The organism is Achromobacter aegrifaciens, from assembly GCF_902859965.1.
Classification (GTDB): Bacteria; Pseudomonadota; Gammaproteobacteria; order Burkholderiales; family Burkholderiaceae_B; genus Achromobacter; species Achromobacter aegrifaciens.
Genome location: NZ_CADIKO010000001.1, coordinates 568,618 through 595,494, shown reverse-complemented (window position 1 = coordinate 595,494; position 26,877 = coordinate 568,618). Strand labels below are relative to the sequence as shown.

Genomic DNA, 26,877 nt, shown 5'->3' with positions numbered 1-26,877 from the left:
CGGAGGGCCCCGGAGTTCCTTGACGCTGCGCCCGGCTTGGTGTCCTATCCAGAGTTGGTCGCGCGGCGGCCATGCACGACCTACGCGGCGAGGTGACATGGCGACATCGGGAGTGACTGGCGACACACCGTCCTGGCGTTATCTGCCTGTGGCCCTGGCTTTGGTGCTTCCCATCCTGGCCTGTGTTGGCTGGACATGGCTGCAAGCGCACAACGCACAGCGGCTCGAAGGCGAGACCGCCGCGCGCATCGTGCGCGCCCAGGCCGAGAGCATCCTCATCCAATCCCAGGACATGCTGGGGCGGGTGGCGGAACAGGCGGGCAAGCCTTGTGACGAGGTGCTGCCCATGCTGCAGCGCTGGGGCACCTTGAATCCGTATTTTCGTTCCCTGGTCCTGGTACGTAACCAGCGCGTCTACTGCTCATCGGCGGTAGGCGCCGTGGACGCCTCGCTCGACGATTTCAGCAAGTGGAAAATCAACATCGTGTCGGACCACTGGCAGATCTCGGTGGCCGGCACGCCCTTGGCGCCGGAGCGGCCGGCCATCCTCATAGGCAAGTCCGGCGCCGACGGCCATGGCGGCATCGTGGTGGTGGATGGCCGCTACGTGCAGGACCTGGTGAATGCCGTGGCCACCATGGACGACCTGCAGCTGGAATTGGTCGTCGGCAGGAACGGCGCGCCGATACGCAGCGATTCCTGGGGCGGCGCGGCGGCGCGCGCGGTGCCGCTGCGCGACGAGGACGATGCCACCGCGACGGGCCTGAGAGTCAACGTCCTGGCGCCGCCAGAGACCCTGGTGCGCGCGTGGTCCCGGTCCATGGCGACGTATCTGCCGGTGGCGCTGCTGCTCGGGCTGGGCCTGGCCGTGGCCACGCACCGGCTGCAGGTCAGCAGGCGTTCGTTCAAGGAACGCCTGCGCCGCGCCATGCGGGCTGGCGAGTTCCTGGTGCACTACCAGCCCGTGTACGGGCAGGCCACGGGCCGCTGCGAGGGCGTGGAGGCGCTGATGCGCTGGGAGAGGCCGGGCATCGGGCCGGTGCGCCCGGACGTCTTCATCGCCGAGGCCGAGGCCGAAGGCATGATCATTCCGCTGACCCAGCATCTGCTCACGCTGATCGAACGTGACATGCGGACCTGGCCCACGCCGCCGGATTTCCACATCGGCGTGAACATCGCGGCCGAACACTTATCCAGCGTGGAACTGCTGCCCGACGTCCAGGCCTTCGCGGCCAAGATCGCGGCTCGGCATCCGCTGGTGGTGCTGGAGATCACCGAGCGCAGCCTGATCATGGACAACGGGCAGGCACGGCGCAACATCGATGCCTTGCGCGGCCAGGGCCTGCGCGTGGCGATCGACGACTTCGGCACCGGCCACTGTTCGTTGTCGTACCTGCAGAAATTTCCGGTGGACTACCTGAAAGTCGACCAGGGCTTCGTGCAGGCCATCGGGCCCGCGGGCGAGGAAGCGCCAGTGCTGGACGCCATCATCACGCTGGCGCACCGTCTGGGGCTGTCGGTCGTGGCGGAAGGCGTGGAAACGCCATATCAGTTCGACTATCTGAAGGCGCGCGGCGTGGCGTTCATCCAGGGCTATCTGTTTGCGCGGCCGATGCCGTCGGCCGAGTTCGTGCGCTGGTACGCCGGGCATGAACCGCCCGGCGACGCGTAGTCTTCAGGCGGCTTTGCCGTTGGGGGCGGCCTTGGCGAAGAACAGGTCGGTGATGCTCTGGCTGTCCATGGGCTCGCCGTTGATGGCGCGGGCCAGCAGCTCGGCGCCCAGCAGTTGCACGGAGAACACCAGGTCGGGATTCACCCGGCGGATCTTCTCCAGGTGCTTGCTGGTATTGACCAGCGCGACCGTCTTGGCGCCGTTTTCGCCGCAAGCTTCTTTCGCGGCCAGCACGATGAAGGCGTTCTCGGCGTCGTCGTCGCGCAGCGCCAGCACGTAGCGCGCGCGGGTCACGCCCGCGTTGTGCAGCACATCCACGCTGGACGGGTCGCCTTCGATCAGGTCCGTGGCCGCCGGATATTCCTGCGGCACGCCAGGAGGCACGATGACGGTGACTTCGTCGCCGCGGCGGCGCAGGCCGTCGTAAACGCTCATGGCCAGGGGCGTCGCGCCCGCGATGATGATGTGATTTTTGCGCATGGCGGTGGAGAACCTGCCTTTGACCAGCCGTTTCAGATTGCCGCCGATCACCGGCCCGGCGATCGCGCTGATGGAGGTGGCGAAGATGGTGATGCCCAGGATGATAATCGACGCGGTGAACAGCCGCGCGGTTCCGGTGTGCGGCGTGATGTCGCCATAACCGACCGTGGACATGGATACGATGGAGAAGTAGAGCGCGGTGGTGGCGTCTGTGATGGGCGGATTGAATTCATTGCCCAGATAGAGCGTGCCGAAGACCGCGTAGATCAGCAGCGACAGCATGCTGACCAGGGCGAACAGCGAGCCGGCGGTCACGCTGGCGCGGTCGAAACGGCGCCAGTAGGCGATCAGCGCGATGACCAGGACCAGCGTATAGATGCCCAGGCCGGCGCGGCCGCTGTCTCCCATGATGGCGAAGGTGCCCACGCCGATCAGCAGCACCAGCGAGAACGCCCAGGCGATGCGCGCCTTGAGGATCAGTCCCAGCGCGATGACCTGCAGCCCCACGCCTAACACCAGGCGCGGTATCTCCAGCAGGCCCACCACGCGCATGACCTCATGCCAGTTGTCGATGGCGAGCCAGAATCCGTATTCGCGCGCCCGCACCTCGCGCAGCACCGGATGCATGAAGGCGTACCCGTCCAGCGCCACCAGGATGGCCAGGCACCAGTTGGGCGGAAACAGCGCCAGCAGCTTGCGCAAGCGGTGCTTGAGGGGAACGGGTAGTGTGGGCATGGCTTTGGCGGGAACGGATCCCAAGTCCTTTGGCGGCATTGTAGGGGGCGTGCCGCGCTATACCAGATATGTATGGAAGGCTATCAACAAAGAATTACTGCAAACCTGCCCGAGGTCCTAAACTTCGTGCATCAAGCGGCTATCCATGAGGAACGCCGCTGATAAGGGCGGGACGGCCGCTGTTTTAGCAAACGGACGAATCGCCTGGCGTTGATCACGTTGCAGCCTGTGCAGGGACTAGAGACCCCGCCCAGGTTCACGGTCTGACCGTACGTGAGCAGTATGAGGCACGAATGTTGGAATCGCGTGATCCAGGTAGTAGGCATCAGTGCCGGCTGATGACTCCAGGCTCACGTGTTGTTTTAGCGCGGCGTCTTACCTTTCGAGGCAGCGCCGCGTTTTTTTCGTCCTGGCCCGTTGCGGGCCGGACCTCAAATGGACGCGTTCGCGTCCGCCGTTTCTCGGCGCCAGTCGCCCTGGGCCTCCAGGCGGCTTTCTTCCCCAGATACCCGAAATTCCAGGTCCAGCGTGATGTCCGCTGCGAACATGTAGCCCCAGCCATGCACGGCGCGGATCGGCAGCGTCATCTCGTTGGCCGCCGCTTTGCGCCGCAAGCGGCTGATCATGACGTCCACGAAGCGGCGCCGCGAGATGCCGCTGTCGGCCTCGTCCGCGCCGTCCGCGTAGAAGGCGTCGCGGCTGACCTTGCGGTCGGGCGCGTTGACCAGCCGTGACAGGAAGTCGCGCTCGCCGGTGGTCAGCCCCAGCGTGCGGCCCGTGGGGCTGATCAGGGTCCAACCCTTGTTCGCAAGGCGCCAGGTGTCGTGCATGGATTCATCCAGCGTGTGTCCGTCGGATGCGGCGTCCGCGCCGTCCAGGCCCACGGCGCGGCGCACCAGCGCCTGCAGCGCCGCCGCCAGCTCCAGCCCGGATACGTCCGGCGGCAGGCAGGCATCCGCGCCGCAGAGCAGCGTACGGATGCGGCTTTCGGCATCGGCGAATGCGGCAATGGCGACAATGCCCAGGCCTCGGTCCACGGCGCGCAGCCGGACGGCGGCATTGTGGATGTCGGGCAGGGGCGCTTTCAGCACCACCAGCGGGCAGGGGCGGCGCGAGTATCTGTCGTAGACGTCGGCCAGGTCATGGCAGCGGCGCACATTGAAACCCAGGTGCGAAAGGGCTTCGATGAGTCCGGCATGCCTGGCGTCGTCGTGGCCCAGAAATATGACATCCAGCGTGTTGTTCATTGATGCTTCCAATGAGGAGACAGGCCTGGGCGGCTGTGCCTGATGCCTAGGCGGGGCGCTGCGTGTCATACCCGTCTCCCTGTGCTGCGCGCCGAGGCGCGAGAGCGCCGGGCGGTGTTGTTCGGATGGGCGCGAGGCCGGGGGGGATTGCCCCTGGTTTCGTGCTTACGCCGATGGCCGCCCATGCTTCGATGCTGCTTGGAAGTCACGCCCGTGTTTCATTTAAACACGGGCGTGTTTTTTTGTGAAGATACGTTTCTGTAGTTTCTGACAGTAACAGAAAGTGCAGGGGCAGCGCTATGGAAACGCTTGAAATACTGTTTGTTTTGGGAAGCGGGTGTTAACGCATTATGTATCGCCGATACATTATTTTCGATTTTGAATACGTGAAACGCCCTAAACTCGCCACGCTCTTGCCGCCGCGGCACGCTTGCATGACAGGGGCCGCAGCTGCGCGGCAATACCGATGTGGCAATGCAAGCCAATGATAGATATGGTCTTTTTGATGGCGCGCCGACGCGCTTCGAGGCGCCTGGAACAGGCTTGAAGCGCGCGCAGTCGGCTACGTGGCGCGATTTACGGATTAGCCCCGCAATTCGGGTGTAATCCGTTTATTTGGCGCCAGTATTGAGATGTTTTAATCAAATAAATAAATTCTTATTAATGTCTCAGGTTGATCGATTGGACACGTTTAGCCATCGTCTGCGCAACGCAAGAATGCTTCAGGGATGGACTCAAAAGGACTTGGCGGTCGCAAGCAACCTGTCGCAAAGCGCTATCGGCAACTACGAGAGCGGGCAGCGCCGGCGGCCATCCAGCGACGCGCTCATCAAGCTGACCCGCGCGCTATGCGTCAATCCCATGTGGCTCAGCACCGGCGAGGGGCCGATGCTGAACCCGGAGCCGGGCGTCATCCAGGCGGGCGCGGAGCGTGTGGCGCTCCCCGCCGCCTGGCCGTTCGAATCCATCTCCTATGCCACCTATGCGCGCCTGAGCTCCCAGGAAAAACGGCAGATCGAACAAGTGCTGGCCGCCTACATCAAGGCACGCGGCGAATAGACCCGAGGGGCTGCGCGGGCGCGCCAGCGGGGCGCCGCCGGGTGTCGGACGCGGGCGCGGGATCGCGGTCGTCGGTGCGCAGGCGGCTGCGCAGACGCTCGATGGGATCCGCAATCACGCTGTTGAGCAGGGCCGAGAATGCGATGGTGCTCGTGATCACCAGCGCCATGAAGAGCAGCGGCTGGTCCAGATGCGCTTCTTCAAGCAGCCACTTGAAGAACATGATCACCAGCGAATGGCAGATGTAGATCGGGTAGCTCAACTCGCCGATCGCCTTGTCGAGCCTGTGGCGCGACTGGAACAGGAAGGCCAGCGGCAGCAGCGCCGCGAACAGCAGCACGGCCAGGCCGTCGCGCACGGTCTGGTTCATGGCGATCGAGAAATGCAGCACACAGTAGACCGCCAGCACGGCCGTGCCGATTTCCGGCAGGCGCTTGATCCGTTGCGTCCAGGCCTTATAGCGCGGCAACAGCACCTGGTGCGACAGCGAACCGAGCAGGAACAGGGCGAGTTCGGTCGGAAAGAACCGATACGTCCAGGGATCGCCCAAGCCTATGCCGGTGGCGATCAGCACGCCGCGCAACGCCAGCGATGCGGCCAGCAATGCGAGCAGCCGGCGCGGCGAATGCAGGATGAAGGGAGCGACCAGGTAGAAGCTCATCTCCACGCCCAGGGTCCAGGCCTGCGGCACCAGCAGCCCTTCGTAAAGCGGGACTTCGCTGTGCGCGAAGTTGCCAGTGAACTTGAGCGCGGAATGTTCGATGCCGAAGAACATCAGCCAGTCCTGGCCCATGATGAAAATGTTGGAGAGCACCAGGAACAGTTCGGCGCTGAAGGGCAGCGCGTCGTAGATGCGGAAGAATGCGCCGCCGCTCATCACGTGCGCGGCCAGCGTCAGCGCCGCAACGGCCAGATAGATCGGGAACAGCCGCAGGAAGCGGTTTGCATAGAACTTGCCCACCGCGCCTTGATAGTGGTCGGTGGCGGTGAGCACATAGGAAATCAGGAAGCCCGAAATGACGTAGAACAGCTGTACCGCGAGACGGCCGCCCACCAGATGATCGGTGGCGCCTGCGCCCAGATGGTCCAGCACCACCGACAATGCCAACAAGGTTCTCAAAAAGCCCATCGCCGTGTCTCCCCCGGATTGATCTTATTTTTGGCCCCCGTGAGGAGCCGGACACCTGCGCCTGCGGTCGTTGCGATCGGCTGCCGCGCCTTGCATGCCGGCCAGGCACGGGTGACGATCTGTACTGATTCTGCGCGTCGATGTGTGCCGCCGCCATGGGGCGTTCGATGCAGCAAGGCCATGCAATTGGAGCGTGGCCATGCATTTGCCGTGCTGCTTTTGGATACCGCTTATGGGCTTAGAACACGCGTGCTGGACCGAAAGGGCGGTTACAGTCGAGGGATGTGTAATTGATGGAGTCCCGTACATGTCCAAGCTCTTGTCCACGCGTTGCCGCTTGATTGCTCCGGCTCTGCTGGCCGCGGCCCTGGCCGGTTGCGCCGGATCGACTGGCGGCGCGCGCCCGCAAGGCGCAGCTGCGGCCAACGCCGCCAGCAGCGCGGATTCGCTGGCCCAGACCAGTTGGGAACTGGTGCGCTGGACGCAGGCGGGCGGCGCGCTGCGCGACATTCCCCATGGTGACAACGGCGAACCGGTACGCCTGACCTTCCTGGCGCAAGGCAAGCAATATCGCGTCAATGGCTTTTCCGGCTGCAACCGCTACATGGGCACCTACAAGCTCGAAGGCGGCAAGCTCTACATCGACGCGCCCGCCGCCACGCGCATGGCCTGCCCCGCGCCGGAACGCGCCCGCCTCGAAGCGGACTATCTGCGCGGCCTGGCGTCCATCGACACGTTCACGCTGGACAACGGCGGCGCGCCGCGGCACCTGACCTTCAATCTGCGCGGCGGCGACGTGCTGGAGTTCGCGCGGCGCCAGGATCCGCCCACCCCCTGACGTAGCCAGCGGACCGCGTATCAAAGAGTGTTAAGCCGCGAATAACGGCGCCAGGCCGCGCCTACAATGGCGTGGTCCGGCCCGCCGCCTTGCGCGGGCGCTGCATTCCTTGCTTTTTCGGAGACCCTCATGCCCCTTCCCGCGTCTTTGCGCTGGCTGGCGCCTTGCCTGTTGTCCATCGGCCTGGCCGCCTGCTCGGCGCCGCCCAAGCGTGCCGCGGATGGCCAGGATCCGCGCTTTCAGCCCGCTTCCGCTTCCGACATGCTGGCGCAGACCAGCTGGGATCTGGCGCGCTGGACCTTGCCCGGCGGCGGCTTGCGGCAGATTCCGCATCCCTCTTCCAATTCGCGCCCGCTTACGGCGAGCTTCGTCCATGACCAGGGGGCGCCGCGCATTTCCGGTTTCTCCGGCTGCAACCAGTACAACGGCTCCTATACCGTTGCCAATGGCCTGCTGATCGTGCAGGGGCGCCCGGTGTCGACCATGATGGCCTGCGCGCCGCAGAACATGAAGCTGGAGCAGGATTTCCTGGCTGCGCTGACCAGCATCACCGCCACGTCGGTGGACAACGCCAACAATCCGCAGCGCATGACCTGGGTGCTCAGCTCGGGCGACAGGCTGGACTTCGGACGCCGCACCGATCCCATCGCAGGCGGCCAGCAGGGACCGACCAAGCTGGTCTACGTGAATTCGGAGCGCGTGCCTTGCACCGCCGGCGCGGGCCGCGCCATGTGCTACCAGGTGCGCGACAGCGCCGGACAGCCCTGGCAGCTCTGGTACGGCGAAATCACGGGGTTCAACTTCCAGCCTGGCGTGCGTTACCGCTTGCGCGTGGTCGAGGTCCGCAACCCGAATCCGCCGGCCGACGCGTCGACGTTGCAGTGGGTGCTGGACGCGGTGGTCGAGCAGGAAATCGTCAATCGTTGAGCCGGATCAAACGGGGCGGCGGGCGGGGAAAACCGCCCAGCGATTACTATTACGCCTTTCGCCGCCCGCTTTTTTCCGCTTTTCCATGACTTCCGTCGTCAATATCGCCGCTTACAAATTCGTTTCGCTGGATGCTCTGCCCGAGTTGCGCGCCCGCCTTCTGGACGAGGCAGGCCTGGCCGCGCTCAAGGGCACCATCCTGTTGGCCGAAGAGGGCATCAACCTGTTCCTGGCGGGTTCGGCGGATGGCATCGACGCGTTTCTGCGCACCCTGCGCGCCGATCCGCGCTTCGCCGACCTGGAAGTGAAGTTCAGCCATAGCGCGGCGGTGCCGTTCCGCAAGCTGTTGGTGAAGATCAAGCGCGAGATCATCCGCATGAATCATCCGGCGATCCGCCCGGAAGCGGGACGCGCGCCCGGCGTGGATGCGAAGACGCTGGCGCGCTGGCTCGAGGCCGGCATGGACGACGCCGGACGGCCCGTGGTCATGCTGGACACGCGCAACGCCTTCGAGGTCGACGAAGGCACCTTCAGGAACGCCATCGATTGGCGCATTGAACGCTTCACGCAATTTCCTGCGGCGGTGCAGGCGCACCGGGCCGAACTGGAAGGCAAGACCGTGGTCAGTTTCTGCACCGGCGGGATCCGCTGCGAAAAGGCCGCGATCTACATGAACGAGGCCGGCATCGAGCACGTCTACCAACTCGATGGCGGCATCCTCAAGTACTTCGAGGAAACCGGCGGTCCCGGCTATGACGGCAAATGCTTCGTCTTCGACGAACGCATTTCGCTGGACCCGGCGCTGGCGCCCAGCAAGGCCTGATGTACCGCGCTCAATAACAAAAAGCCCGCCGATTTGAACTGGCGGGCTTTTTGCATTCAGCGGGGGCGCGGGATCAGCGCACGCGCATGCCGGGCTTGGCGCCGGGGAACGGTTCCAGCACGTAGATGCCGGCGTCCACGGACTCATCCGCATGGCTGGCGGCCAGCACCATTCCTTCGGATACGCCGAACTTCATCTTGCGCGGAGCCAGGTTGGCCACCAGGACGGTCAGCTTGCCGATCAGGTCTTCCGGCTTGTAGGCCGACTTGATGCCCGAGAACACGTTGCGGTGACGGCCTTCGCCCGCGTCCAGCGTCAGGCGCAGCAGCTTGGTCGAGCCTTCCACGTGTTCGCAGTTGACGATCTGCGCGATGCGCAGATCGACGCGCGCGAAGTCGTCGATGGAGATGGTCTCGGCGATGGGCTCGCCGCCAGGCACCACCACGGGGGCGGCCGGCGGCTCGAACAGGTCTTCCAGCATCTGCGGTTCGACGCGCTGCATCAGGTGCTTGAAGGGCGCCACGCGCTGCGGCAGCACCGAGGCATCGGCCCAGGTGAAAGGCGCCTGCGCGCCGAACAGTTCCAGCGCCACGCGTTCGGACAGCGCCGGCAGCACCGGCGCCAGCATCACGGACAAGGCCTTGAAGCCGGCCAGCGAGCGCGAGCAGATGTCCTGCAGGGCGGCCTTCTGAGCGTCATCGGCGGTGGCGATGCCCTTGGCCAGCACCCAGGGCTGGGCCGTGTCGAACGCCTGGTTGATGCGATCGGCGTAGGCCATGATTTCGCGGATGGCGCGGTTGTATTCGCGCGCCTCGAACGCGGCGCGGATGGACTCCGCCTGTTCGGCGTACTCCGCGGCCAGCGCCGAGGTGTCGCCCGAATAGCCGAGGACGCCATCGAAATGCTTGGTGATGAAGCTGGCGGCGCGGCTGGCGATGTTGACGTACTTGCCGATCAGGTCGCTGTTGACGCGGGCGATGAAGTCCTCGGGGTTGAAGTCCATGTCTTCGACCCGGGCGTTCAGCTTGGCGGCGATGTAGTAGCGCATCCATTCGGCGTTCATGCCGAGTTCCAGGTAACGCAGCGGCGAAATGCCGGTGCCGCGGCTCTTGGACATCTTTTCGCCGCTGACGGTGATGAAGCCGTGCACATTCACGGCGTCAGGCGTCTTGCGGCCGGCGAACTTCAGCATCGCGGGCCAGAACAGCGCGTGGAAATACACGATGTCCTTGCCGATGAAGTGGACCTGTTCGGTGGGGCCGGCAGGATCGAGCAGCGCATCGAAGTCCATGCCCTTGACCGCGCAATACGACTTCAGCGAGGCCAGGTAGCCGACGGGCGCGTCCAGCCAGACGTAGAAATACTTGCCCGGCGCGTCCGGGATCTCGATGCCGAAGTAGGGCGCGTCGCGGGAGATGTCCCAGTCGCCCAGCTTGGCCTCGCCATCGTCCGAACCCAGCCACTCGCGCGTCTTGGCCAGCATTTCAGGCTGCAGATGCTTGCCGCCGGCGGCGTTGGAGCCGGTGGTCCATTGCTGCAGGAATTCCACGCAGCGCGGATCGGACAGCTTGAAGAAGAAGTGGTCCGAGGACTTCAGCACCGGCGTGGCGCCGGTCAGGGCCGAGTACGGGTTGATCAGCTCGGTGGGCGCGTAGACCGCGCCGCAGACTTCGCAGGAATCGCCGTACTGGTCCTTGGCGTGGCACTTGGGGCATTCGCCCTTGATGTAGCGGTCGGCCAGGAACATGCCTTTGACCGGATCGTAGAACTGCTCGATGGAGCGGGTTTCGATCAGGTCCTGGGCCTTGAGCGCGCGGTAGATGTCCTGCGATAGCGCAACGTTCTCGGCCGAATCGGTCGAGTGCCAGTGGTCGAAGCGGATGTGGAAGCCGTTCAGGTACTGCGGGCGCTCGGCGGCGTAGCGCGCCACCAGGGCCTGCGGCGTGATGCCTTCCTTTTCCGCCTTCAGCATGATCGGCGCGCCGTGCGCGTCGTCCGCACCCACGAAGTGCACCGTGTGGCCCGCCATTCGCATCGAACGAACCCAGATATCGGCCTGGATGTACTCCATGATGTGGCCGATGTGGAAAGATCCGTTGGCGTAGGGCAGCGCTGTGGTGACAAAAAGGGTGCGAGACATGGTTGTCTTTGGAGGTTGAGGGAAAAAAGGGGTAGGCCGGCCATTTTAGGGCAAGCGCGCAGACTTGCCGGACAGCGGCCCGTCAATGGCTCAACCCGCCCTTCGGGGCAGGCGAATCAGGCGGGTTGCGAAAGAATGCGGGGATGGGCGCGAATACACGGCAATTCCGCCGCGCGGACGCACAAGCCCACGGTCCGCTTGCGCCGCGGGCGGCGCAAGCATGCTGGAAAGCCGCCGTCAGCGGATTTCGCGGGCTTCGACGTCGATCACGTCGCCGCGCGGCTGCGTGGCGAAGGGGGCGGTGGCGGACTGGAACGGTCCCGGGCGGGCGCCCTGGCGCTGGCTCCAATAGGCGCGTACGCCGAAAGGTTTGCCGCGCACCTTGGCGACCACGTACAGGATCGCCACGGCGATCGCCGTGGAAAGCATGAACACCAGCGCCATCGCCATGCCGATCAAGGCCAGGGCGGCGAATAGGACGGCACGAAAGAAGCGGATAAGTGTGTTGGTCATGAAGATCGGATGCAAAACGCAGGGAAAGGTTCCCGGGTATCCGCTATCCTTTAGGGGATGGCGGGCCGCAGAAGCCGCGCTGCCTACGGAACCATAGTGACATGAGTATAACGATAGAACAAATTCGCGCCGCGCTGCGCGCCGCGCAGGACCCGAATACCGGTATGGATTTGGGCGTTTCTGTAAAAGATCGTGACATCAAGCTGGAAGGCGGACGGGTTTCGCTGGCGCTGGAGCTGGGGTATCCGGCCGATGCCGCGCGCACCCAGGTCCGCGATATCGCCGTGGCGGCGCTGGCCGCGGCCGGCGTGGCCGACGCCCAGGTCGAGGTGAGCTGGAAGGTCGCCGCCCATGCCGTGCAGAAAGGGCTGAAGCCCTTGCCCAATGTGCGCAACATTATTGCGGTGGCGTCCGGCAAGGGCGGCGTGGGCAAGAGCACCACGGCCGTGAACCTGGCCCTGGCCCTGGCGGCGGAAGGCGCCAAGGTGGGCGTGCTGGACGCCGACATCTACGGCCCCAGCGTGCCGACCATGCTGGGCATCTCGGGCCGTCCCGAAAGCCTGGACAACAAGAGCATGGAGCCGCTCACGGGCCACGGCCTGCAGGCCAACTCCATCGGCTTCCTGATCGACGCCGACTCGCCCGCCATCTGGCGCGGCCCAATGGTGACGCAGGCGCTGGAGCAACTGCTGCGCCAGACCAATTGGCGCGATCTTGATTACCTCATCGTCGACATGCCTCCCGGCACGGGCGACGTGGCGCTGACCCTGGCGCAGAAGGTGCCGGTGGTGGGCGCCGTCATCGTCACCACGCCGCAGGACGTGGCGCTGCTGGACGCGCGCAAGGGCTTGCGCATGTTCCAGAAGGTTGATGTGCCGATCCTGGGCGTGGTCGAGAACATGGCCATCCACATCTGCTCGCAATGCGGCCATGCCGAGCATATCTTCGGCGAGGGCGGCGGCCAGCGCATGGCGGAGCAATACCAGACGCCCTGGCTGGGCAGCCTGCCGCTGACGCTGGCGATCCGCGAGCAGACCGATGCCGGTTCGCCGACCGTGGTGTCGGATCCGGGCAGCGAAGCCGCGGCGCTGTATCGCGGCATCGCCCGCAAGCTGGCAGCTGGCGTGGCGGCGCTTCCCCGCGACATGGCCGGGAAGTTCCCGTCCATCGTCGTGCAGCAACCGACCTGACGCATGCGGTGGGCAGCCCGCGCCTTCTTGGCAGGACTTGTTGTGGTGACGGGCGAGGCGTTGGCCAAGCGCCCGGAAATCATTGTGGACCCCGGCGGCGTGCCGCCGGCCGCCCTGCAGGCGATTACCGAAGCCGTCGATGCGATCGCGCGGCTGGCGGAAGACCAGGACGGCGGTGAAATCAACCGCCTGCGTCGGCGCGCGCGCGACGCGACGCTGGCGGCCCTGGCCACCCAGGGCTATTTCTCGCCCACGGTGAAGCTCGAAGCCGGCACCGATATCGGCGGAGAAACCTGGGACATCAGTATCGTTTCGGGCAAGCGCACCACCGTTACGTCCGTGGACCTGAGCTTCACCGGCCGCATCACCCGGCCCGAGTTCGCGGCGCGGGTGCAGAAACTGCGCGACGACTGGCAGCTCAAGACGGGCCAGCCCTTCATCAACAGCGACTGGAACAAGGCCAAGTCGAACCTGCTGGACGCGGTGTCCTCGCGTGACTTCATGCTGGCGCGCATGACCGCGTCGCAGGCGGAAATCGAGGCCGATACGGCATCGGCCGCCCTGCGCGTCACAATAGACAGCGGCCCCCAGGTGCGCATGGGCGAGCTCACCACGGAAGGCCTGAAACGGGTGCCAGAGAAGCTGGTGGAGCGCTATGTGCGCTACTCGCCGGGCGCCGCCTATGACCAGAACAAGCTGGACACCTGGCAGCAGGACCTGCAATCCACTGCGTTCTTCCGCGGCGCGTTCGTGTCGCTGGAGCAGCCGGGCCAGGCGCAGCCGACTCCTGCGCCCAATGCCGACCGGGCACGCGCGCCGGGCTCGACCGATCTGGCGGCTGCCACGCCGGCGGGAGATCCTTCCGTGTCCGGCGGCATGCCGCCGCCTGCGCCCGCCTACGACTCGAACGGCGAAGTGACCTTGCCGGTGCAGGTACGGGTGGTGGAAGCGCCGCCCAAGCGGTTCACCGGATCGATAGGCGTGGACGACGAGGCCGGCCTGCGCGTGGAGTCGCTGTACCGGCAGAACGTGGTCTTTGGCCAGCCGGTCACCCTGGAGACGGGCTTCAGCGTGGACCGGCTGCAGCAGCGCGCCTACGCGGACTTCCTGTTGCCGCCGAACCAGCGCGGCTACAAGGATTCCTTCGGGGTCCTGTACGACCACTCCGACATCCAGGGGCTGGACGTGACGCGTTACGCGCTGGGCGCTACGCGCCTGCAGGAGCGCAAGGGCGCGGGCGATAGCCGGGTCGAATACGAGACCCGCTGGGGCCTGCTGCTGGCGGAGGATCACGTGAAGATCGACGGCGGCGACCAGTACAAACTGCCGACCCTGACCGCCACGGCCGAATGGCTGCGCCGCGATGTCGATAACAAGTACGACCCGCGCGAAGGCAACCTGATCGCGGTGGGCGGCGGCGTGGGCGTGACGCTGGACTCCGGCGAACCCTACACCCGCGCCCGGCTGAGGGCCCAGAAATGGTGGCCTATCGGCAAGCTGGACGTGCTGACCGTGCGCGGCGAAGTCGGCCGGGTCTGGTCCAACAGCAAGGTGCGCGTGCCGGACGATTTCGGTTTCCGCACCGGCGGCGCGCGTTCGATCCGCGGCTACAAGTACCAGAGCATAGGCGTGAAGCAAGACGACGCTGTGGTGGGCGCGCCCACGCTGCTGGTCGGCAGCATCGAGTACGACCACTATTTCAATGAGCGCTGGGGCATGGGCGTGTTCGTGGACGCGGGCGACGCCGCGGAATCGTTCGGCGACATGTCGATGGCGGTGGGCTACGGCGTAGGCGCCCGCGTGCGCACGCCGGCCGGGCCCTTGTTCCTGGACGTGGCCTACGGCCAGCGCGACCGCGACCTGCGCCTGCACTTTTCCTTGGGGATCGCGTTTTGAAGGCCTTGCGCAAATTCCTGCGCCATGTGCTGGTGTGGTGGTTGCCGGGCCTGGCCATGCTGGCCGTGCTGGCGGGCGGCTTCCTGTTCTGGCTGGTCGGTTCGCAGAACGGCACGCGGCTGCTCCTGACCACCGCCGCCCAGCAATTGAATGGCCAGGCGCTGGACGTGAGCGGCTCGCTGTTGCGCGGCGTCTCCGTGGGCAAGCTGGACCTGGACGTCAGCGGCACCCGCGTCGACATCACGGACCTGCACCTGGACGTGAACTGGCGCGCCCTGGGCGACCGTCTGCTGCACGTGCGCGATGTATCGGCGGGCTCGGTTTACATCGGCCTGACCGCAACGCCCGAGACGGCGCCTGCCGAGGACGACGGCGAGCCTTTCTCCTTGCCCGAACTGCCGGTGGACATCGCTATCGACCGGGTGGCGCTGGGCGACTTCCAGTTGGACCAGGACGGCGAACCCTTGCCCGTGACCCTGGGCAATCTGGACGCCTCCTTCGCCGCGGGCAAGCAGGGCGCGCAGTTGCGCATCGCCAGCCTGCGGGTGGGCCACGAGGCTGCGCAGGCGGACATCTCCGGGCAGGCCGAACTGCAAGGCATGGCCGATCCCTGGCCGTTCGCCGCTCGCCTGGACGTGACCGCGCGCGGGACCGGCTCCGATTCCCCGCTGTGCGAAGCCGACAAGCTGAGTGGCGTGTATGAGCGTCAGGCGGGCGCTGCCAAGAAGCCTGAGCCCAAGCCTGGCGCCAAGGCCGACCCCAAGGATGAATCCAAAGCCGGGGCCAGGACAGATCCCAAGGCGACGCCTTCCGAGCCGCCCCGGCCCGCCTGCCAGGTGGTGCTGCGCGCCGATGCCGCCGGTTCCCTGGATGGTATCCAGGCCAAGCTGGAGGGCGAGGGCTCCGGCCTGCTGCTGGACCTGACCGCCGACCTTGCGCCGCGCACGGCGCTGGTGCTGCGCAGCGCCCGGGCGCAGGCGCAACTGCCTGACAAATCGACCCTGGCCGCGCAGCTAGACCTGCAATCCGATAGCACGCAAGGGACGGGCCGCGACCGCATCGCGGGCACCATAAGCGCCCAGCGCCTGGATTTGTCGCCCTGGCTGGGCAAGGATGTTCCGCCTGCGGTCCTGACCGTGCGCGGCGACGTCCAAGCCGACATCGAGAACCTGAGCCAGCTACGCCACGCCGCGGTCGATCTGCGCTTCGAAGAGGGCACGCGCTGGAACAAGCAGCCCCTGACTGGCGCGCTCAAGGCCCAGGTGGATATCGCCGCAGCGACCAATAACGGGGGACCCGCCGCCGTGCCGAACGGTGCTGCCGCGCCCGAGGCCGATCCTCTGGCCGGACTGCGCATCCACGGCCTGGACGTGGACCTGAAGCTGGGCCGCAACCGGGTCCAGGCCAGGGGCGAGCTGGACGCCAAGGACGGCGCGCTGTCGCTGGACGCCCAAGCGCCCCAGCTCGACGCGTTCTGGCCGGGCATCCCCGGCGGCGCGGAGTTGAAAGGCAAGCTGGCGGGCACGCTGGCTGCGCACCGCGGCGAGCTTGCTGCCGGCTACACGCCGCCCAAGCCGCGCGCGGGCGTGCTGGGCGAGGCGCCCGCCAAGGCCAACATCGTCTTTGCCGGTTCCTGGGGCAAGGGGCCAGCCGGCACGCCCGACGCAGCCCTGCCGGGATGGCGCGGCACGTTCTCGAGGCTGACGGCAGAGACCGCCGGCTTCACCGTGGCCGTGGACCGTCCGGTCACGCTGGCTTTCGTGCCTTCCGCCGTGGAACCGCAATGGCAGTGGCAGGTGGGGCAGACGGCGCTGAGCCTGACCCTGCCTGGCAAGGAGCGCGTGGTCCTGGCGCACCAGGGTTCGCGGGGGGGCGGCAAGCGTTGGGACACGGCGGGCAAGGCCGACAACCTGGTGATCACGGCCGCCATGGCGCGCCAGGTGATAGGCGCCTTCGATCCCGAGGCCGCGGCCAAGCTGGGCAAGCGGCCCGGCCGCGTGAACGCGATGGTGCCCGAGGGCCAGCGCCGCATCGCGCTGGACGTCTTGTGGGACCTGAAGTTCGACGGCCGGCTGGGCGGCCGCGCGCGCATCGCGCGCCGCGAGGGCGACCTGCTGATACCGGGCGATCCTCCCATCCCGCTGGGACTGAAGGCGCTGGTGCTGGACCTGACCGCCACGCCGACCTCCGCCAACGCCAGCCGCCTGGACGCCAAGGTCAATCTGGCCACCGACAAGATGGGCCTCATCAACGGCACCGGCACCGCCGTGTTGGTGGTGGACGCCAAGGGCGGCATGGCGCTGGACCCGCGCCAGCCGCTGCGCGCCAAGCTGGACGCGGATATCGCCGACCTGGCCTGGGTTGGCCTGTTCGTGGGCGACTCGATGGAAGTCGGCGGCACGGTCAAGGCCAATCTGGAAGCCCAGGGCACCCTGGCGGGCAAATGGTCGGCCAGCGGCAGCATCCGCGGCGACAAGCTGCGCGTGGTGCGCATCGACGACGGCGTGCGGCTGATCGACGGCACCTTGTCCGCGCGCCTGGACGGCGACCGGGTGGTGCTGGAAAGCCTGCGCTTCCCGGCCTCGTTGCGGGTGATGCCGGCCGAATGGCGCACCAAGGAATGGATCACCACCAATCCCGAGGCAAAGGGCGGCTACGCCGAAGCCAAGGGGCAGTGGAATTTCATCGATGGCGGCGGCGATATCCGGCTGACCCTGTACCGCTTCCCGGCGCTGCAGCGTTCGGACCGCTACGCCATGGTGTCCGGGGTCATCGACGTGAAGGCGGCCATGCCGCGCATCGACATCGTGGGCGACCTGAAGGCGGACGCCGGCTGGTTCAGCCTGGAAATCCTGCAGGGCGTGCCGTCGCTGGACGATGACGTCAAGGTGCGCCGGCCGGGCGATGACCCCGGCACCGTCTCCACGCCGCTGCAGACCAGCATGAACCTGAAGTTCGACATGGGGCCGCGCTTCTACATCACAGGCATGGGACTGGACGCCGGCCTGCTGGGCTCCATTCAGATCATGCTGAACGATGGACGCCTGACCGGCGTGGGCGCGCTGCGCACCCGTGGCGGCGGCATCGAAGCCTACGGCCAGAAGCTGCGCCTGAGCCGCGGCACGCTGACTTTCCAGGGCCGTCTGGACAACCCCTTGCTGGATATCGAGGCGCTGCGCACGGGCGAACAGGTCGAGGCGGGCGTCAAGGTGGTCGGCACGGCGCAGCGGCCGCGCATCGACCTGGTGTCGTACCCGGACGTCAGCGACGTGGAAAAGCTGTCCTGGCTGCTGCTCGGCCGCGGCCCCGACGAAAGCGGCGGCGACGCGGCGCTGCTGATGTCGGTGGGTACCGCGCTGCTGGGCGGCGGGCAGCCGTTCTACAAGCAGTTCGGCCTGGACGACGTCAGCATCAAGACGGGCAACATCGGCAGTTCCGGCAGCATCCTGCCGGACCGCACGGTGGCCGGCGACGTCAACCGGGACAGCGACAGCCAGCTGGCCACGCAATTCCTGGTGGCCAGCAAGACCTTCGCCAACGGCATCACCCTGAGCGTGGAGCAGGCGCTGGCGGGCAGCGATACCGTCGGCCGCGCCAGCTACAGGCTGGCGCGCGGTTTGTCGGTGGACCTGAAGGGCGGGGCGGTCAATGGCATCGCGCTGGTCTACCGGACCTTCTGGGGGAACTGAGGCGGAACCGGGCGGCACGGTCCCGCCCGGCCCCTCGCCGGTGGCGCATCCGCACTCGGGATAAAATGGCGTCCATTCCATTCCCTAGCACCATTCCCACCATGAGCATCAAAAGCGACCGCTGGATCCGCCGCCAGGCCGAAGCCGGCATGATCGAACCCTTCGAAGCAGGGCAGGTCCGCACGGCCAATGGCGGGCGTATCGTCAGCTACGGCACCAGCAGCTACGGTTACGACGTGCGCTGCGCGGACGAGTTCAAGATCTTCACCAACATCAATTCCACCATCGTCGATCCGAAGAACTTCGACGAAGGCTCGTTCGTGGATTTCAAGGGCGACGTCTGCATCATCCCGCCCAATTCCTTCGCGCTGGCCCGCACGGTCGAGTACTTCCGCATCCCGCGCAGCGTCCTGACGGTTTGCCTGGGCAAGAGCACCTATGCGCGCTGCGGCATCATCGTCAACGTCACGCCGCTGGAACCCGAATGGGAAGGCCACGTGACGCTGGAGTTCTCGAACACCACGCCGCTGCCGGCCAAGATCTACGCGGGCGAAGGCTGCGCGCAGATGCTGTTCCTGGAAAGCGACGAAGTCTGCGAGACCTCTTACCGCGATCGCGGCGGCAAGTACCAGGGCCAGCGCGGCGTGACCCTGCCGCGCACCTGAAGTCTCAGTCCGCGCGCCGCGGCGCCGGACGCAGGTAGTCGATATCCCACTCGCTTTCGCCCGTCTGCACGAACCCGTGCCGGCGGTAGAAGCGGTTGGAATCGCTGTCGCGCAGCGCGCCCAGGCTTACCGCCAGCCCCAGGCGGTCGGCCTCCTGCAGGATCTTGCGCATGACCTGTCCGCCCAGCCCCGAACCCTGCGCGGCGGGGCGGATGTACAGATGATCCAGGCGCAAGCCGTCACCCTCCGGGCGCAGCGCGTAAAACCCGATCCGCTGGCCATCTTGCTCGATGGACCAGGTGTGTTCCGGCCGGAATGTGCTGCGCAGCCGCGAGCGCGCGCGTTCAGGATCGAAGCGCCCCAGGCGCTCCAGGCTTTCGCGCATGGCTTCGATGCGCAGCGCCAGCAGGTCTTCGAAATCCGCTTCCGAGACCGGGGCGTATTGCAGCTGCGGCGTGGACAGCTCATCGTAGCCCCGGCCCAGGAACTGCAGGATGCAGATACCGTGACCGTAGGGATCGCTCAGGTGGGCGATGCGGCCCCAGGTGTGCGAGACGGCCGGGTCTTCCAGGCGCGCGCCAGCGGCCACCGCCTGTGCGACCGCGCGGTCCGCGTCCTCCACCACCACGTCCAGATGCACCGGCGTCCAGTGCCGCGCATAGTCGCGCGGCTGGCGCGTGGCGCCGGCGGCAGGCGTACCCGCCGCCTTCTCCAGCAGATAGATGGGCGCCTCGGCCCCTGCCATCTCGGCCACCGTCGGTCCTATACGGCGTCGCAGCGTCAGGCCGAACGCGCGTTGATAGAAGTCGATGGCGTGTTCGAGATCGGGCACGTCGATGTTGACCAGGATGTGCATTGGGGGGCCGTCTGCTGAGTGAAGAAAAAAACATATCATGGCCGCGGCGCGCGGTGTTACTTGCAAATCCGCTAAAGAACATCGCGGCCGCGTCCGTAAATGACAGTACATGTGTTTGCCGATTTGGCGACGTCATCTCCGCAAGCGTAAAAAAGCCCCGACCCGTGCGTTACCCCCATATCCCCTGGCTGCCTTTGTTGTTCTATCCTGCGCTGCCGGTGGCCGCTGCGGTGGGGCTGCTGCTGTGGCGCGAATGGCCGCCGGCCTTGACGCAGATCGTGCCGTTCGTGCCTTGGGTGATGGCGCTGATCGGCGTTGCCGTGTGCCTGATGTACCAGCGCGCACAGACCATGGTGCTGATGCTCAGCGTGCTGGCCGCCACGGCGGCCTGGCCGGCGCTGGCCACGGAAGCGCCCTGGGCCGTCGGACCGGCGCTGGCGTGGTGGTCCCTGGCCTACACCATCAACGCCCTGTGGTCCGAGCGCTCCAGCATGTTGCTGGACCTGGCCGCCCGCATCGGCATGATCGCCGCCGGCGCGGCGGCGATTGCGCTGGCCGGCAAGGACGGCGTGAACGATCTGCTTGGCATGCTCTCCGTGCAGGGCAGGTTGGCCCACCTGAGCGTGCCGATCGAAGGATTGATCGCCTTGCTGGCCACGGGCCTGACGCTGACCCTGCTGTTGCTGCGCTATGGGCGTCCGCAGCAGGCGGGGCAGTGGCTAGGATTCGTGTGCATGGCGTGGGCCTTGCCGCGCGGGGCGGAGCATCCCGTCGAACTGGCGCTGATGTCTACCGCCGCGCTGACGGCCCTGTGCATCTCGCTGGCCCACGAAGGTTTCCACATGGCGTTTCGCGACGAGCTGACCGGCCTGCCGGGCCGGCGCGCGCTGAACGAGCGTCTGCAGCGCATGGGGCGCGTCTATACGCTGGCGATGGCCGACGTCGACAACTTCAAGGCTTTCAACGACACCCACGGGCATGACGTAGGCGACCAGGTCCTGCGCATGGTGGCGGCGCAGTTGCGGCGCGTGCCGGGCGGCGGCCGGGCCTACCGCTACGGCGGCGAGGAATTCACGCTGGTGTTCCCGGGCAAGACCGCGGCGGAAAGCATGCCGCACCTGGAAAGCGTCAGGCGCTCCATCGAGGCCTACCAGATGCGCCTGCGCGACAAGCCGGTGCGCCCCAAGGCCGACCAGATCGGCCTGCGCCGCCGCGGCGGGCGCGACGCGCGTAATGCGCGGCCGCTGCGGGTGACGGTCAGCATAGGCGTAGCCGAACGCAGCGACTCCCTGCGCGCGCCCGACGCGGTGATCAAGGCGGCGGATCAGGCGCTCTACAAAGCCAAGGACGAAGGCCGCAATCTGGTGCGGGCGTTCAGCACGCGGCGCCGGACTGGCGCGGCCTGATGCCGCGCCGCTACTTGCCGGCCAGCGGCAGCGCCATCAGCGCTTCGTCGTAGAGTTCGCCGTTGACGCATAGCGCTTCGCGCTCGCGCCCGTATTCGGCAAAGCCCAGGCTTAGATACAGCGCGGTGGCGGCCTGATTGTTGGCGGTCACGCTCAGCTGCACCTGGCGGATGCCGCGCATGCCCGAGGCATGGGCGATCGCCGCCTGCATCAGTTGCCGGGCCAGGCCCTGACCGCGCTGCGCCGGCGCCACGTACATGCTCCAGATGTGCGCTTTGTGGCGCATCTTCAGTTTGCGCTGTCGGCCCACGCCGACCATGCCGGCCAGGACCCCGCCGCAGAACGCGCCAAACATTGCGCTGTCGTCCGAAGGCAGGATCCAGCCGCGGATATCCTCCAATGTCAGCGTGTGTTCCTCTTCGTAACTCGATCCGAACGATTCAGGGGTTTCCACCAGGGCGTCCAGGCGCAATTGGCGCAGCGGCGCCGCGTCGGCGGGAACAAGGCGTCGGACGGTGATCGGGGACATGGTCGGCAAGTGTTGGGAATAGGGAACGTTCGGCGGTGGATTCGCCAGTATAGGGGGACGCGCTGCCTATAATGGTCCTAACGCCGCTTGCGGTTTTCACAAAGGAGCCAATGATGTTCGGTTTCCTCAAGACAAACCAGGACGCCAAGCGCGACGAAGTCCAGGAAGAGTTCGTGGCGCGCGTGGCGGGTGCTGCGCAGGACTTCGTCCAGGCAGCCGGCTCGGCTGGCGCCGTGCTGGATTACACGCCATCCAGCGTCCATGCGCTGGACGAAGCGCTGGAGGCCGCCCATCTCGGGACCTTGCCTCTCACTCCCATGCAGACCGTCGGCGCCGCCGCCTACCTCTACGAGGTGGGACGCCGCGCGTATGGCGGCCTCTACGAAGTGTGCGATGACGAGGACCCAGTGGTGCTGGTCTGCGGCGAGCCCGATTCCGAGGTCTGCTTCGGCGCCATCGCCAAGGTCGAAAGGCGCATCCGTTACGGCTCCGCCGAGGCCATCCCACCTTATTTCGAGCAGTTCCTGATGGCCTTGCAGGCGGGCGAGGCCCGCACCATCCGCTAGCGTCCCGGCGCCTCGGGCGCCCGGTTTGCTTCCCCGTGCGGCCCGGCTCTCTGTGCTGAAAACGTCCGCTTTTGGCGCGATGACAACGGCCGTCCGGGCCATTCCGGGATTTCCCTTAGGACTGTAAGAAAAACAGCCCTACAATTCGGCCATTCCCGCCGCCCTGGCGGGTGCTCGCGCCGTCTGTCATCAGGCGGATTTTTACTAGAAGTACACTCGCGCCGCGTTACGCGTCCGAACCCGCCTTGCCCCCAGGAGCGCCTGCATGAAATTCCGCTTCCCCATTTTCATCATCGACGAAGACTACCGTTCCGAGAACGCGTCCGGTCTGGGTATCCGCGCCTTGTCCGCGGCGATCGAGGCCGAGGGCGTCGAGGTGATCGGGGTGACCAGTTACGGCGACCTGAGCTCGTTCGCCCAGCAGCAGAGCCGGGCCAGCGCCTTCATCCTGTCGATCGACGACGAAGAGTTCGACGTGGATTCGCCCGAGGACGTGGCCAGCGCCATCAAGAACCTGCGCGCCTTCATCGGCGAGCTGCGTTTCCGCAATGCCGACATCCCCATCTACCTGTACGGCGAGACGCGCACTTCCGAGCACATCCCCAACGACATCCTGCGCGAGCTGCACGGCTTCATCCACATGTTCGAGGACACCCCCGAATTCGTGGCGCGCCACATCATCCGCGAAGCCCGCAGCTACGTCGACAGCCTGCCGCCGCCGTTCTTCCGTGAACTGGTCAAGTACGCGCAGGACGGCTCGTATTCCTGGCACTGCCCCGGCCACTCCGGCGGCGTGGCATTCCTGAAGAGCCCGGTGGGCCAGATGTTCCACCAGTTCTTCGGCGAGAACATGCTGCGCGCAGACGTCTGCAACGCCGTGGACGAACTGGGCCAGCTGCTGGACCACACCGGTCCCGTGGCCGAATCCGAACTGAATGCCGCGCGCATCTTCCACGCCGACCACTGTTTCTTCGTGACCAACGGCACCTCCACCTCCAACAAGGTGGTGTGGCATGCCAACGTGGCCGCGGGCGACGTGGTGGTGGTGGACCGCAACTGCCACAAGTCGATCCTGCACGCCATCACGATGACGGGCGCGATTCCGGTGTTCCTGCGCCCCACGCGCAACCACCTGGGCATCATCGGTCCGATCCCGCTGGAAGAATTCCACCCGGACAACATCCGCAAGAAGATCGAGGCCAACCCCTTCGCGCGCGAAGCGGTGAACAAGAACCCGCGCATCCTGACGCTGACGCAGAGCACCTACGACGGCGTCATCTACAACGTCGAAATGATCAAGAAGCAGCTGGGCAGCTACGTCGACACGCTGCACTTCGACGAAGCCTGGCTGCCGCATGCGTCGTTCCACGAGTACTACCAGGACATGCACGCCATCGGCCAGGACCGCCCGCGCAGCCAGGACGCGATGGTGTTCGCCACCCACTCCACGCACAAGCTGCTGGCCGGCATTTCGCAGGCCTCGCAGATCATCGTGCAGGAGTCCGAGACCCGCAAGCTGGACCGCAACGTCTTCAACGAAGCCTACCTGATGCACACGTCCACCTCGCCCCAGTACGCGATCATCGCGTCCTGCGACGTGGCCGCCGCCATGATGGAGCCGCCGGGAGGCACCGCGCTGGTCGAGGAAAGCATCCGCGAAGCCCTGGACTTCCGTCGCGCCATGCGCAAGGTGGAATCCGAATTCGGCAAGAACGACTGGTGGTTCAAGGTCTGGGGGCCGAACCGCCTGGTTTCGGAAGGCATCGGCAACCGCGACGAATGGATCCTGGAGTCCAACGACCACTGGCATGGCTTCGGCGAAATGGCCGAAGGCTTCAACATGCTGGACCCGATCAAGGCCACCATCATCACCCCGGGCCTGGACATGTCGGGCAGCTTCGGCGAAACCGGCATTCCCGCCGCGCTGGTCTCCAAGTACCTGACCGAGCACGGCGTGGTGGTCGAGAAGACCGGCCTGTATTCGTTCTTCATCCTGTTCACCATCGGCATCACCAAGGGCCGCTGGAACACGCTGCTGACCGCCTTGCAGCAATTCAAGGACGACTACGACCGCAACCAGCCGCTGTGGCGCATCCTGCCGGAATTCTGCCGCGACCATCGCCGCTACGAGCGCATGGGCCTGCGCGACCTGTGCCAGGAGATCCACGAAGCCTATCGCGCGCGTGACGTGGCCCGCCTGACCACCGAGATGTACCTGAGCGACATGGTGCCGGCCCTCAAGCCGTCGGATGCCTTCGCCCGCATGGCGCACCGCGAGGTCGAGCGCGTCGACATCGACAAGCTCGAAGGCCGCGTCACTGGCGTGCTGCTGACCCCGTATCCTCCGGGCATCCCGCTCTTGATCCCGGGCGAACGCTTCAACCGCACCATCGTCCAGTACCTGCAGTTCGCGCGCGAGTTCAACCAGCGCTTCCCGGGCTTCGAAACCTACATCCACGGCCTGGCCGACGAAGTGGGTCCGGATGGCGAAAAGCGCTACTACGTCGACTGCCTGATCGAAGACTGATGTTCGATGTAGCAGTACTCGGCGCCGGCGCCGCGGGCATGATGTGTGCCGCGGTCGCCGGCCAGCGCGGCTTGCGCGTGGTGCTGGTCGACCACGCCGAGCGCCTGGCGGAGAAGATCCGCATTTCCGGCGGCGGCCGCTGCAACTTCACCAATATCGGCGCCGGCCCCGCCAACTTCCTCTCCGACAATCCGCATTTCTGCCGTTCGGCCTTGGCCGGTTACACGCCGCAGGATTTCCTGGCGCTGATGAAGCGCCACCACATCGCCTGGCATGAGAAGCATCGCGGCCAGCTGTTCTGCGACGATTCCAGCGAATCCATCATCGAAATGCTGCGCGCGGAGTGCGACGCGGGCAGGGTGCAGTGGCGCATGGGATGCTCGGTGGCCGAGATCGGCCATGGCGAGCAGGGTTACGAGCTGCGCACCAGCCAGGGCACGATCCGCGCCGCGAAACTGGTGATCGCGACCGGCGGCATGGCCATTCCCCAACTGGGCGCCACCGATTTCGGCCTGAAGATCGCGCGGCAGTTCGGCCTGAAGGTCGTGGAACCGCGTCCCGCCCTGGTGCCGCTGACCTTCGATGCCGAGCAGTGGCGGTCCCTTTCCGAATTGTCCGGCGTGGCGCTGGAGGTCAATCTGCACACGGGGCAGGGCAAGGCGCGCGGCGAGTTCCTCGAGGACCTGCTCTTTACCCATCGCGGCCTGTCCGGACCTGCCATTCTGCAGATCTCCAGCTACTGGAAACCTGGCGAGCCCATCGTGATCGATCTGGCGCCTGGCCGCGACCTGGCGGAAGAACTGCTGGCGTCGAAGTCGGGCAACCGGCAGCAGCTGCATACCGTCCTGGCGGGCCTCTGGCCCAAGCGCCTGGCTGACCGCTGGCTGCACCTGGCGGAGCAGGGCGGCAAGCCGGGCCTGGCGGCGCTGCGCCTGGCCGACGCACCGGACAAGACCCTGCGCACGCTGGCCCAGGACATCCATCAGTGGAGCCTGGTGCCCAGCGGCACGGCTGGCTACAAGAAGGCCGAAGTCATGCGCGGCGGCGTGGACACGCGCGGCCTGGACCAGAAGTCCATGCAGGCAAAGACCGTCGCCGGCCTCTATTTCATCGGCGAAGCCGTGGACGTCACGGGTTGGCTGGGCGGCTACAACTTCCAGTGGGCCTGGGCTTCGGGCGTGGCCTGCGGCAAGGCGCTGTAGCGTCCTCTGGCGGGACAGGGCGCCGATAGGCCGGCGCTATGGCAGGTATTGGAAGCCTGCCATTGTTATATCAAATAAAAATACTTATCATTTATGTTTTCGATATTGATCCAAGCCCTGAATCGGGGGGCGGATCCAACGGAGACATGCATGGCCTACACTCTTCCGCCCCTGCCGTATGCCTACGACGCCCTGGAACCTCACATCGACGCGATGACGATGGAGATCCACTACAGCAAGCACCATCAGACCTACGTCAACAGCCTGAACGCTGCGCTGGAAGGCGCGGGCATCGTCACCAACGAGCCGGTCGAGTCCCTGGTGGCGCGGCTGGAGCAGTTGCCCGAAGCCATCCGCGGCGCCGTGCGCAACCACGGCGGGGGCCACGCCAACCACAGCCTGTTCTGGTCGGTCATGTCGCCCGAGGGCGGGGGTGAGCCGGACGGCGCATTGGCAGCGGCCATCGAGTCCGAACTGGGCGGGCAGGCCGCCTTCCGCGACGCGTTCACCAAGGCTGCGCTGACCCGCTTCGGCAGCGGCTGGGCCTGGCTCTCGGTGACGCCGGCCGGCAAGCTTGCGGTGGAAAGCAGCGCCAACCAGGACAGCCCCCTGATGCACGGCAACACGCCCATCCTGGGACTGGACGTGTGGGAGCACGCCTACTACCTGAAGTACCAGAACCGCAGGCCCGAGTACATCGGCGCCTTTTACAATGTCGTGAATTGGCCTGAAGTGGCGCGCCGCTACGCGGCAGCCCAGCGCTGAGCGCATCTCTCGCAAGGAGGGCA

The 26,877-nt window shown here is 66.2% G+C and carries 21 protein-coding genes; 14 read left to right on the top strand and 7 right to left on the bottom strand.

Going from position 1 to position 26,877, the window contains the following annotated elements:
* Positions 1-97: 97 nt before the first annotated feature.
* Positions 98-1,672, top strand: a complete 1,575-nt coding sequence (locus HV793_RS02815; RefSeq protein WP_175212613.1) for an EAL domain-containing protein — start codon at positions 98-100, stop codon at positions 1,670-1,672.
* Positions 1,673-1,675: 3 nt separating this feature from the next.
* Here the strand turns inward: HV793_RS02815 and kch are convergent, their stop codons facing one another.
* Together kch and HV793_RS02805 are read right to left on the bottom strand one after the other, a co-directional pair.
* Entirely contained in the window at positions 1,676-2,887 is a 1,212-nt protein-coding gene (kch, locus tag HV793_RS02810) for a voltage-gated potassium channel protein (RefSeq protein WP_054452010.1), read from the bottom strand.
* Between the two features lie 431 nt (positions 2,888-3,318).
* Entirely contained in the window at positions 3,319-4,134 is an 816-nt protein-coding gene (locus HV793_RS02805; protein WP_119450333.1) for a response regulator transcription factor, read from the bottom strand.
* Positions 4,135-4,797: 663 nt separating this feature from the next.
* On the opposite strand from HV793_RS02805, the gene HV793_RS02800 reads away from it, so the two are divergent.
* On the top strand, positions 4,798-5,193 hold the full coding sequence (locus HV793_RS02800; protein ID WP_119450332.1) for a helix-turn-helix domain-containing protein: 396 nt from the start codon (positions 4,798-4,800) through the stop codon (positions 5,191-5,193).
* On the opposite strand, the gene HV793_RS02795 is transcribed toward HV793_RS02800, so the two are convergent.
* Positions 5,174-6,322, bottom strand: coding sequence for an acyltransferase family protein (locus HV793_RS02795; protein WP_125470121.1), 1,149 nt, complete (start codon positions 6,320-6,322; stop codon positions 5,174-5,176). The genes HV793_RS02800 and HV793_RS02795 overlap by 20 nt on opposite strands.
* 307 nt (positions 6,323-6,629) lie before the next feature.
* On the opposite strand from HV793_RS02795, the gene HV793_RS02790 reads away from it, so the two are divergent.
* The 3 genes from HV793_RS02790 (at position 6,630) to HV793_RS02780 (ending at position 8,910) form a co-directional block, all read left to right on the top strand.
* Positions 6,630-7,160 carry an META domain-containing protein gene (locus tag HV793_RS02790; RefSeq protein ID WP_054452006.1) on the top strand — a complete coding sequence of 177 codons (531 nt, stop codon included), beginning with the start codon at positions 6,630-6,632 and terminating at the stop codon, positions 7,158-7,160.
* A gap of 129 nt (positions 7,161-7,289) precedes the next feature.
* Positions 7,290-8,087: an META and DUF4377 domain-containing protein gene (locus tag HV793_RS02785; protein WP_054452005.1), complete on the top strand. Its 798-nt coding sequence runs from the start codon at positions 7,290-7,292 to the stop codon at positions 8,085-8,087.
* Positions 8,088-8,172: 85 nt separating this feature from the next.
* The gene (locus tag HV793_RS02780; protein ID WP_054452004.1) at positions 8,173-8,910 is read left to right on the top strand and encodes a sulfurtransferase; all 738 of its coding nucleotides are present in this window, start codon (positions 8,173-8,175) and stop codon (positions 8,908-8,910) included.
* A gap of 73 nt (positions 8,911-8,983) precedes the next feature.
* On the opposite strand, the gene metG is transcribed toward HV793_RS02780, so the two are convergent.
* Positions 8,984-11,050 (bottom strand): methionine--tRNA ligase, encoded by a 2,067-nt coding sequence (gene metG, locus HV793_RS02775; RefSeq protein ID WP_054452003.1) that lies wholly within the window; start codon positions 11,048-11,050, stop codon positions 8,984-8,986.
* Positions 11,051-11,287: 237 nt separating this feature from the next.
* Complete coding sequence (locus tag HV793_RS02770) at positions 11,288-11,563, bottom strand: hypothetical protein (protein WP_006226181.1); 276 nt, start codon at positions 11,561-11,563, stop codon at positions 11,288-11,290.
* A 101-nt stretch (positions 11,564-11,664) separates the two neighbouring features.
* On the opposite strand from HV793_RS02770, the gene apbC reads away from it, so the two are divergent.
* From apbC to dcd, 4 genes are all read left to right on the top strand, one after another.
* The gene (apbC, locus tag HV793_RS02765) at positions 11,665-12,753 is read left to right on the top strand and encodes an iron-sulfur cluster carrier protein ApbC (RefSeq protein WP_054452002.1); all 1,089 of its coding nucleotides are present in this window, start codon (positions 11,665-11,667) and stop codon (positions 12,751-12,753) included.
* 3 nt (positions 12,754-12,756) lie between these two features.
* Complete coding sequence (locus HV793_RS02760; protein WP_054452001.1) at positions 12,757-14,649, top strand: autotransporter assembly complex protein TamA; 1,893 nt, start codon at positions 12,757-12,759, stop codon at positions 14,647-14,649.
* On the top strand, positions 14,646-18,338 hold the full coding sequence (locus HV793_RS02755; RefSeq protein WP_425321795.1) for a translocation/assembly module TamB domain-containing protein: 3,693 nt from the start codon (positions 14,646-14,648) through the stop codon (positions 18,336-18,338). The genes HV793_RS02760 and HV793_RS02755 overlap by 4 nt, the downstream gene beginning before the upstream one ends.
* A 101-nt stretch (positions 18,339-18,439) precedes the next feature.
* Positions 18,440-19,003: a dCTP deaminase gene (gene dcd, locus HV793_RS02750; RefSeq protein WP_041654363.1), complete on the top strand. Its 564-nt coding sequence runs from the start codon at positions 18,440-18,442 to the stop codon at positions 19,001-19,003.
* Between the two features lie 4 nt (positions 19,004-19,007).
* On the opposite strand, the gene HV793_RS02745 is transcribed toward dcd, so the two are convergent.
* A complete protein-coding gene (locus HV793_RS02745) occupies positions 19,008-19,859 on the bottom strand; it encodes a GNAT family N-acetyltransferase (RefSeq protein ID WP_175212612.1) in 852 nt (283 codons plus the stop codon).
* Between the two features lie 164 nt (positions 19,860-20,023).
* On the opposite strand from HV793_RS02745, the gene HV793_RS02740 reads away from it, so the two are divergent.
* Positions 20,024-21,265 (top strand): GGDEF domain-containing protein, encoded by a 1,242-nt coding sequence (locus tag HV793_RS02740; RefSeq protein ID WP_175161315.1) that lies wholly within the window; start codon positions 20,024-20,026, stop codon positions 21,263-21,265.
* A 10-nt stretch (positions 21,266-21,275) separates the two neighbouring features.
* On the opposite strand, the gene HV793_RS02735 is transcribed toward HV793_RS02740, so the two are convergent.
* Complete coding sequence (locus HV793_RS02735; RefSeq protein WP_175161318.1) at positions 21,276-21,794, bottom strand: GNAT family N-acetyltransferase; 519 nt, start codon at positions 21,792-21,794, stop codon at positions 21,276-21,278.
* Between the two features lie 113 nt (positions 21,795-21,907).
* On the opposite strand from HV793_RS02735, the gene HV793_RS02730 reads away from it, so the two are divergent.
* The 4 genes from HV793_RS02730 to HV793_RS02715 all read left to right on the top strand — a co-directional run bounded on the left by HV793_RS02730 (position 21,908) and on the right by HV793_RS02715 (position 26,854).
* Positions 21,908-22,360 (top strand): hypothetical protein, encoded by a 453-nt coding sequence (locus HV793_RS02730; protein WP_054451998.1) that lies wholly within the window; start codon positions 21,908-21,910, stop codon positions 22,358-22,360.
* A 265-nt stretch (positions 22,361-22,625) separates the two neighbouring features.
* Positions 22,626-24,887, top strand: coding sequence for an arginine/lysine/ornithine decarboxylase (locus tag HV793_RS02725; RefSeq protein ID WP_054451997.1), 2,262 nt, complete (start codon positions 22,626-22,628; stop codon positions 24,885-24,887).
* Positions 24,887-26,089, top strand: a complete 1,203-nt coding sequence (locus HV793_RS02720) for a BaiN/RdsA family NAD(P)/FAD-dependent oxidoreductase (protein ID WP_175161320.1) — start codon at positions 24,887-24,889, stop codon at positions 26,087-26,089. Before HV793_RS02725 ends, HV793_RS02720 begins: the two co-directional genes overlap by 1 nt.
* Positions 26,090-26,239: 150 nt before the next feature.
* Positions 26,240-26,854: a superoxide dismutase gene (locus HV793_RS02715; protein WP_088154256.1), complete on the top strand. Its 615-nt coding sequence runs from the start codon at positions 26,240-26,242 to the stop codon at positions 26,852-26,854.
* Positions 26,855-26,877: the final 23 nt, after the last annotated feature.

Bases quoted from the DNA above. Each gene is read 5' to 3' on its own strand.
- HV793_RS02815 (WP_175212613.1), top strand. From the start codon at position 98: ATGGCGACATCGGGAGTGACTGGCGACACACCGTCCTGGCGTTATCTG.
- kch (WP_054452010.1), bottom strand. From the start codon at position 2,887: ATGCCCACACTACCCGTTCCCCTCAAGCACCGCTTGCGCAAGCTGCTG.
- HV793_RS02805 (WP_119450333.1), bottom strand. From the start codon at position 4,134: ATGAACAACACGCTGGATGTCATATTTCTGGGCCACGACGACGCCAGG.
- HV793_RS02800 (WP_119450332.1), top strand. From the start codon at position 4,798: ATGTCTCAGGTTGATCGATTGGACACGTTTAGCCATCGTCTGCGCAAC.
- HV793_RS02795 (WP_125470121.1), bottom strand. From the start codon at position 6,322: ATGGGCTTTTTGAGAACCTTGTTGGCATTGTCGGTGGTGCTGGACCAT.
- HV793_RS02790 (WP_054452006.1), top strand. From the start codon at position 6,630: ATGTCCAAGCTCTTGTCCACGCGTTGCCGCTTGATTGCTCCGGCTCTG.
- HV793_RS02785 (WP_054452005.1), top strand. From the start codon at position 7,290: ATGCCCCTTCCCGCGTCTTTGCGCTGGCTGGCGCCTTGCCTGTTGTCC.
- HV793_RS02780 (WP_054452004.1), top strand. From the start codon at position 8,173: ATGACTTCCGTCGTCAATATCGCCGCTTACAAATTCGTTTCGCTGGAT.
- metG (WP_054452003.1), bottom strand. From the start codon at position 11,050: ATGTCTCGCACCCTTTTTGTCACCACAGCGCTGCCCTACGCCAACGGA.
- HV793_RS02770 (WP_006226181.1), bottom strand. From the start codon at position 11,563: ATGACCAACACACTTATCCGCTTCTTTCGTGCCGTCCTATTCGCCGCC.
- apbC (WP_054452002.1), top strand. From the start codon at position 11,665: ATGAGTATAACGATAGAACAAATTCGCGCCGCGCTGCGCGCCGCGCAG.
- HV793_RS02760 (WP_054452001.1), top strand. From the start codon at position 12,757: ATGCGGTGGGCAGCCCGCGCCTTCTTGGCAGGACTTGTTGTGGTGACG.
- dcd (WP_041654363.1), top strand. From the start codon at position 18,440: ATGAGCATCAAAAGCGACCGCTGGATCCGCCGCCAGGCCGAAGCCGGC.
- HV793_RS02745 (WP_175212612.1), bottom strand. From the start codon at position 19,859: ATGCACATCCTGGTCAACATCGACGTGCCCGATCTCGAACACGCCATC.
- HV793_RS02735 (WP_175161318.1), bottom strand. From the start codon at position 21,794: ATGTCCCCGATCACCGTCCGACGCCTTGTTCCCGCCGACGCGGCGCCG.
- HV793_RS02730 (WP_054451998.1), top strand. From the start codon at position 21,908: ATGTTCGGTTTCCTCAAGACAAACCAGGACGCCAAGCGCGACGAAGTC.
- HV793_RS02725 (WP_054451997.1), top strand. From the start codon at position 22,626: ATGAAATTCCGCTTCCCCATTTTCATCATCGACGAAGACTACCGTTCC.
- HV793_RS02720 (WP_175161320.1), top strand. From the start codon at position 24,887: ATGTTCGATGTAGCAGTACTCGGCGCCGGCGCCGCGGGCATGATGTGT.
- HV793_RS02715 (WP_088154256.1), top strand. From the start codon at position 26,240: ATGGCCTACACTCTTCCGCCCCTGCCGTATGCCTACGACGCCCTGGAA.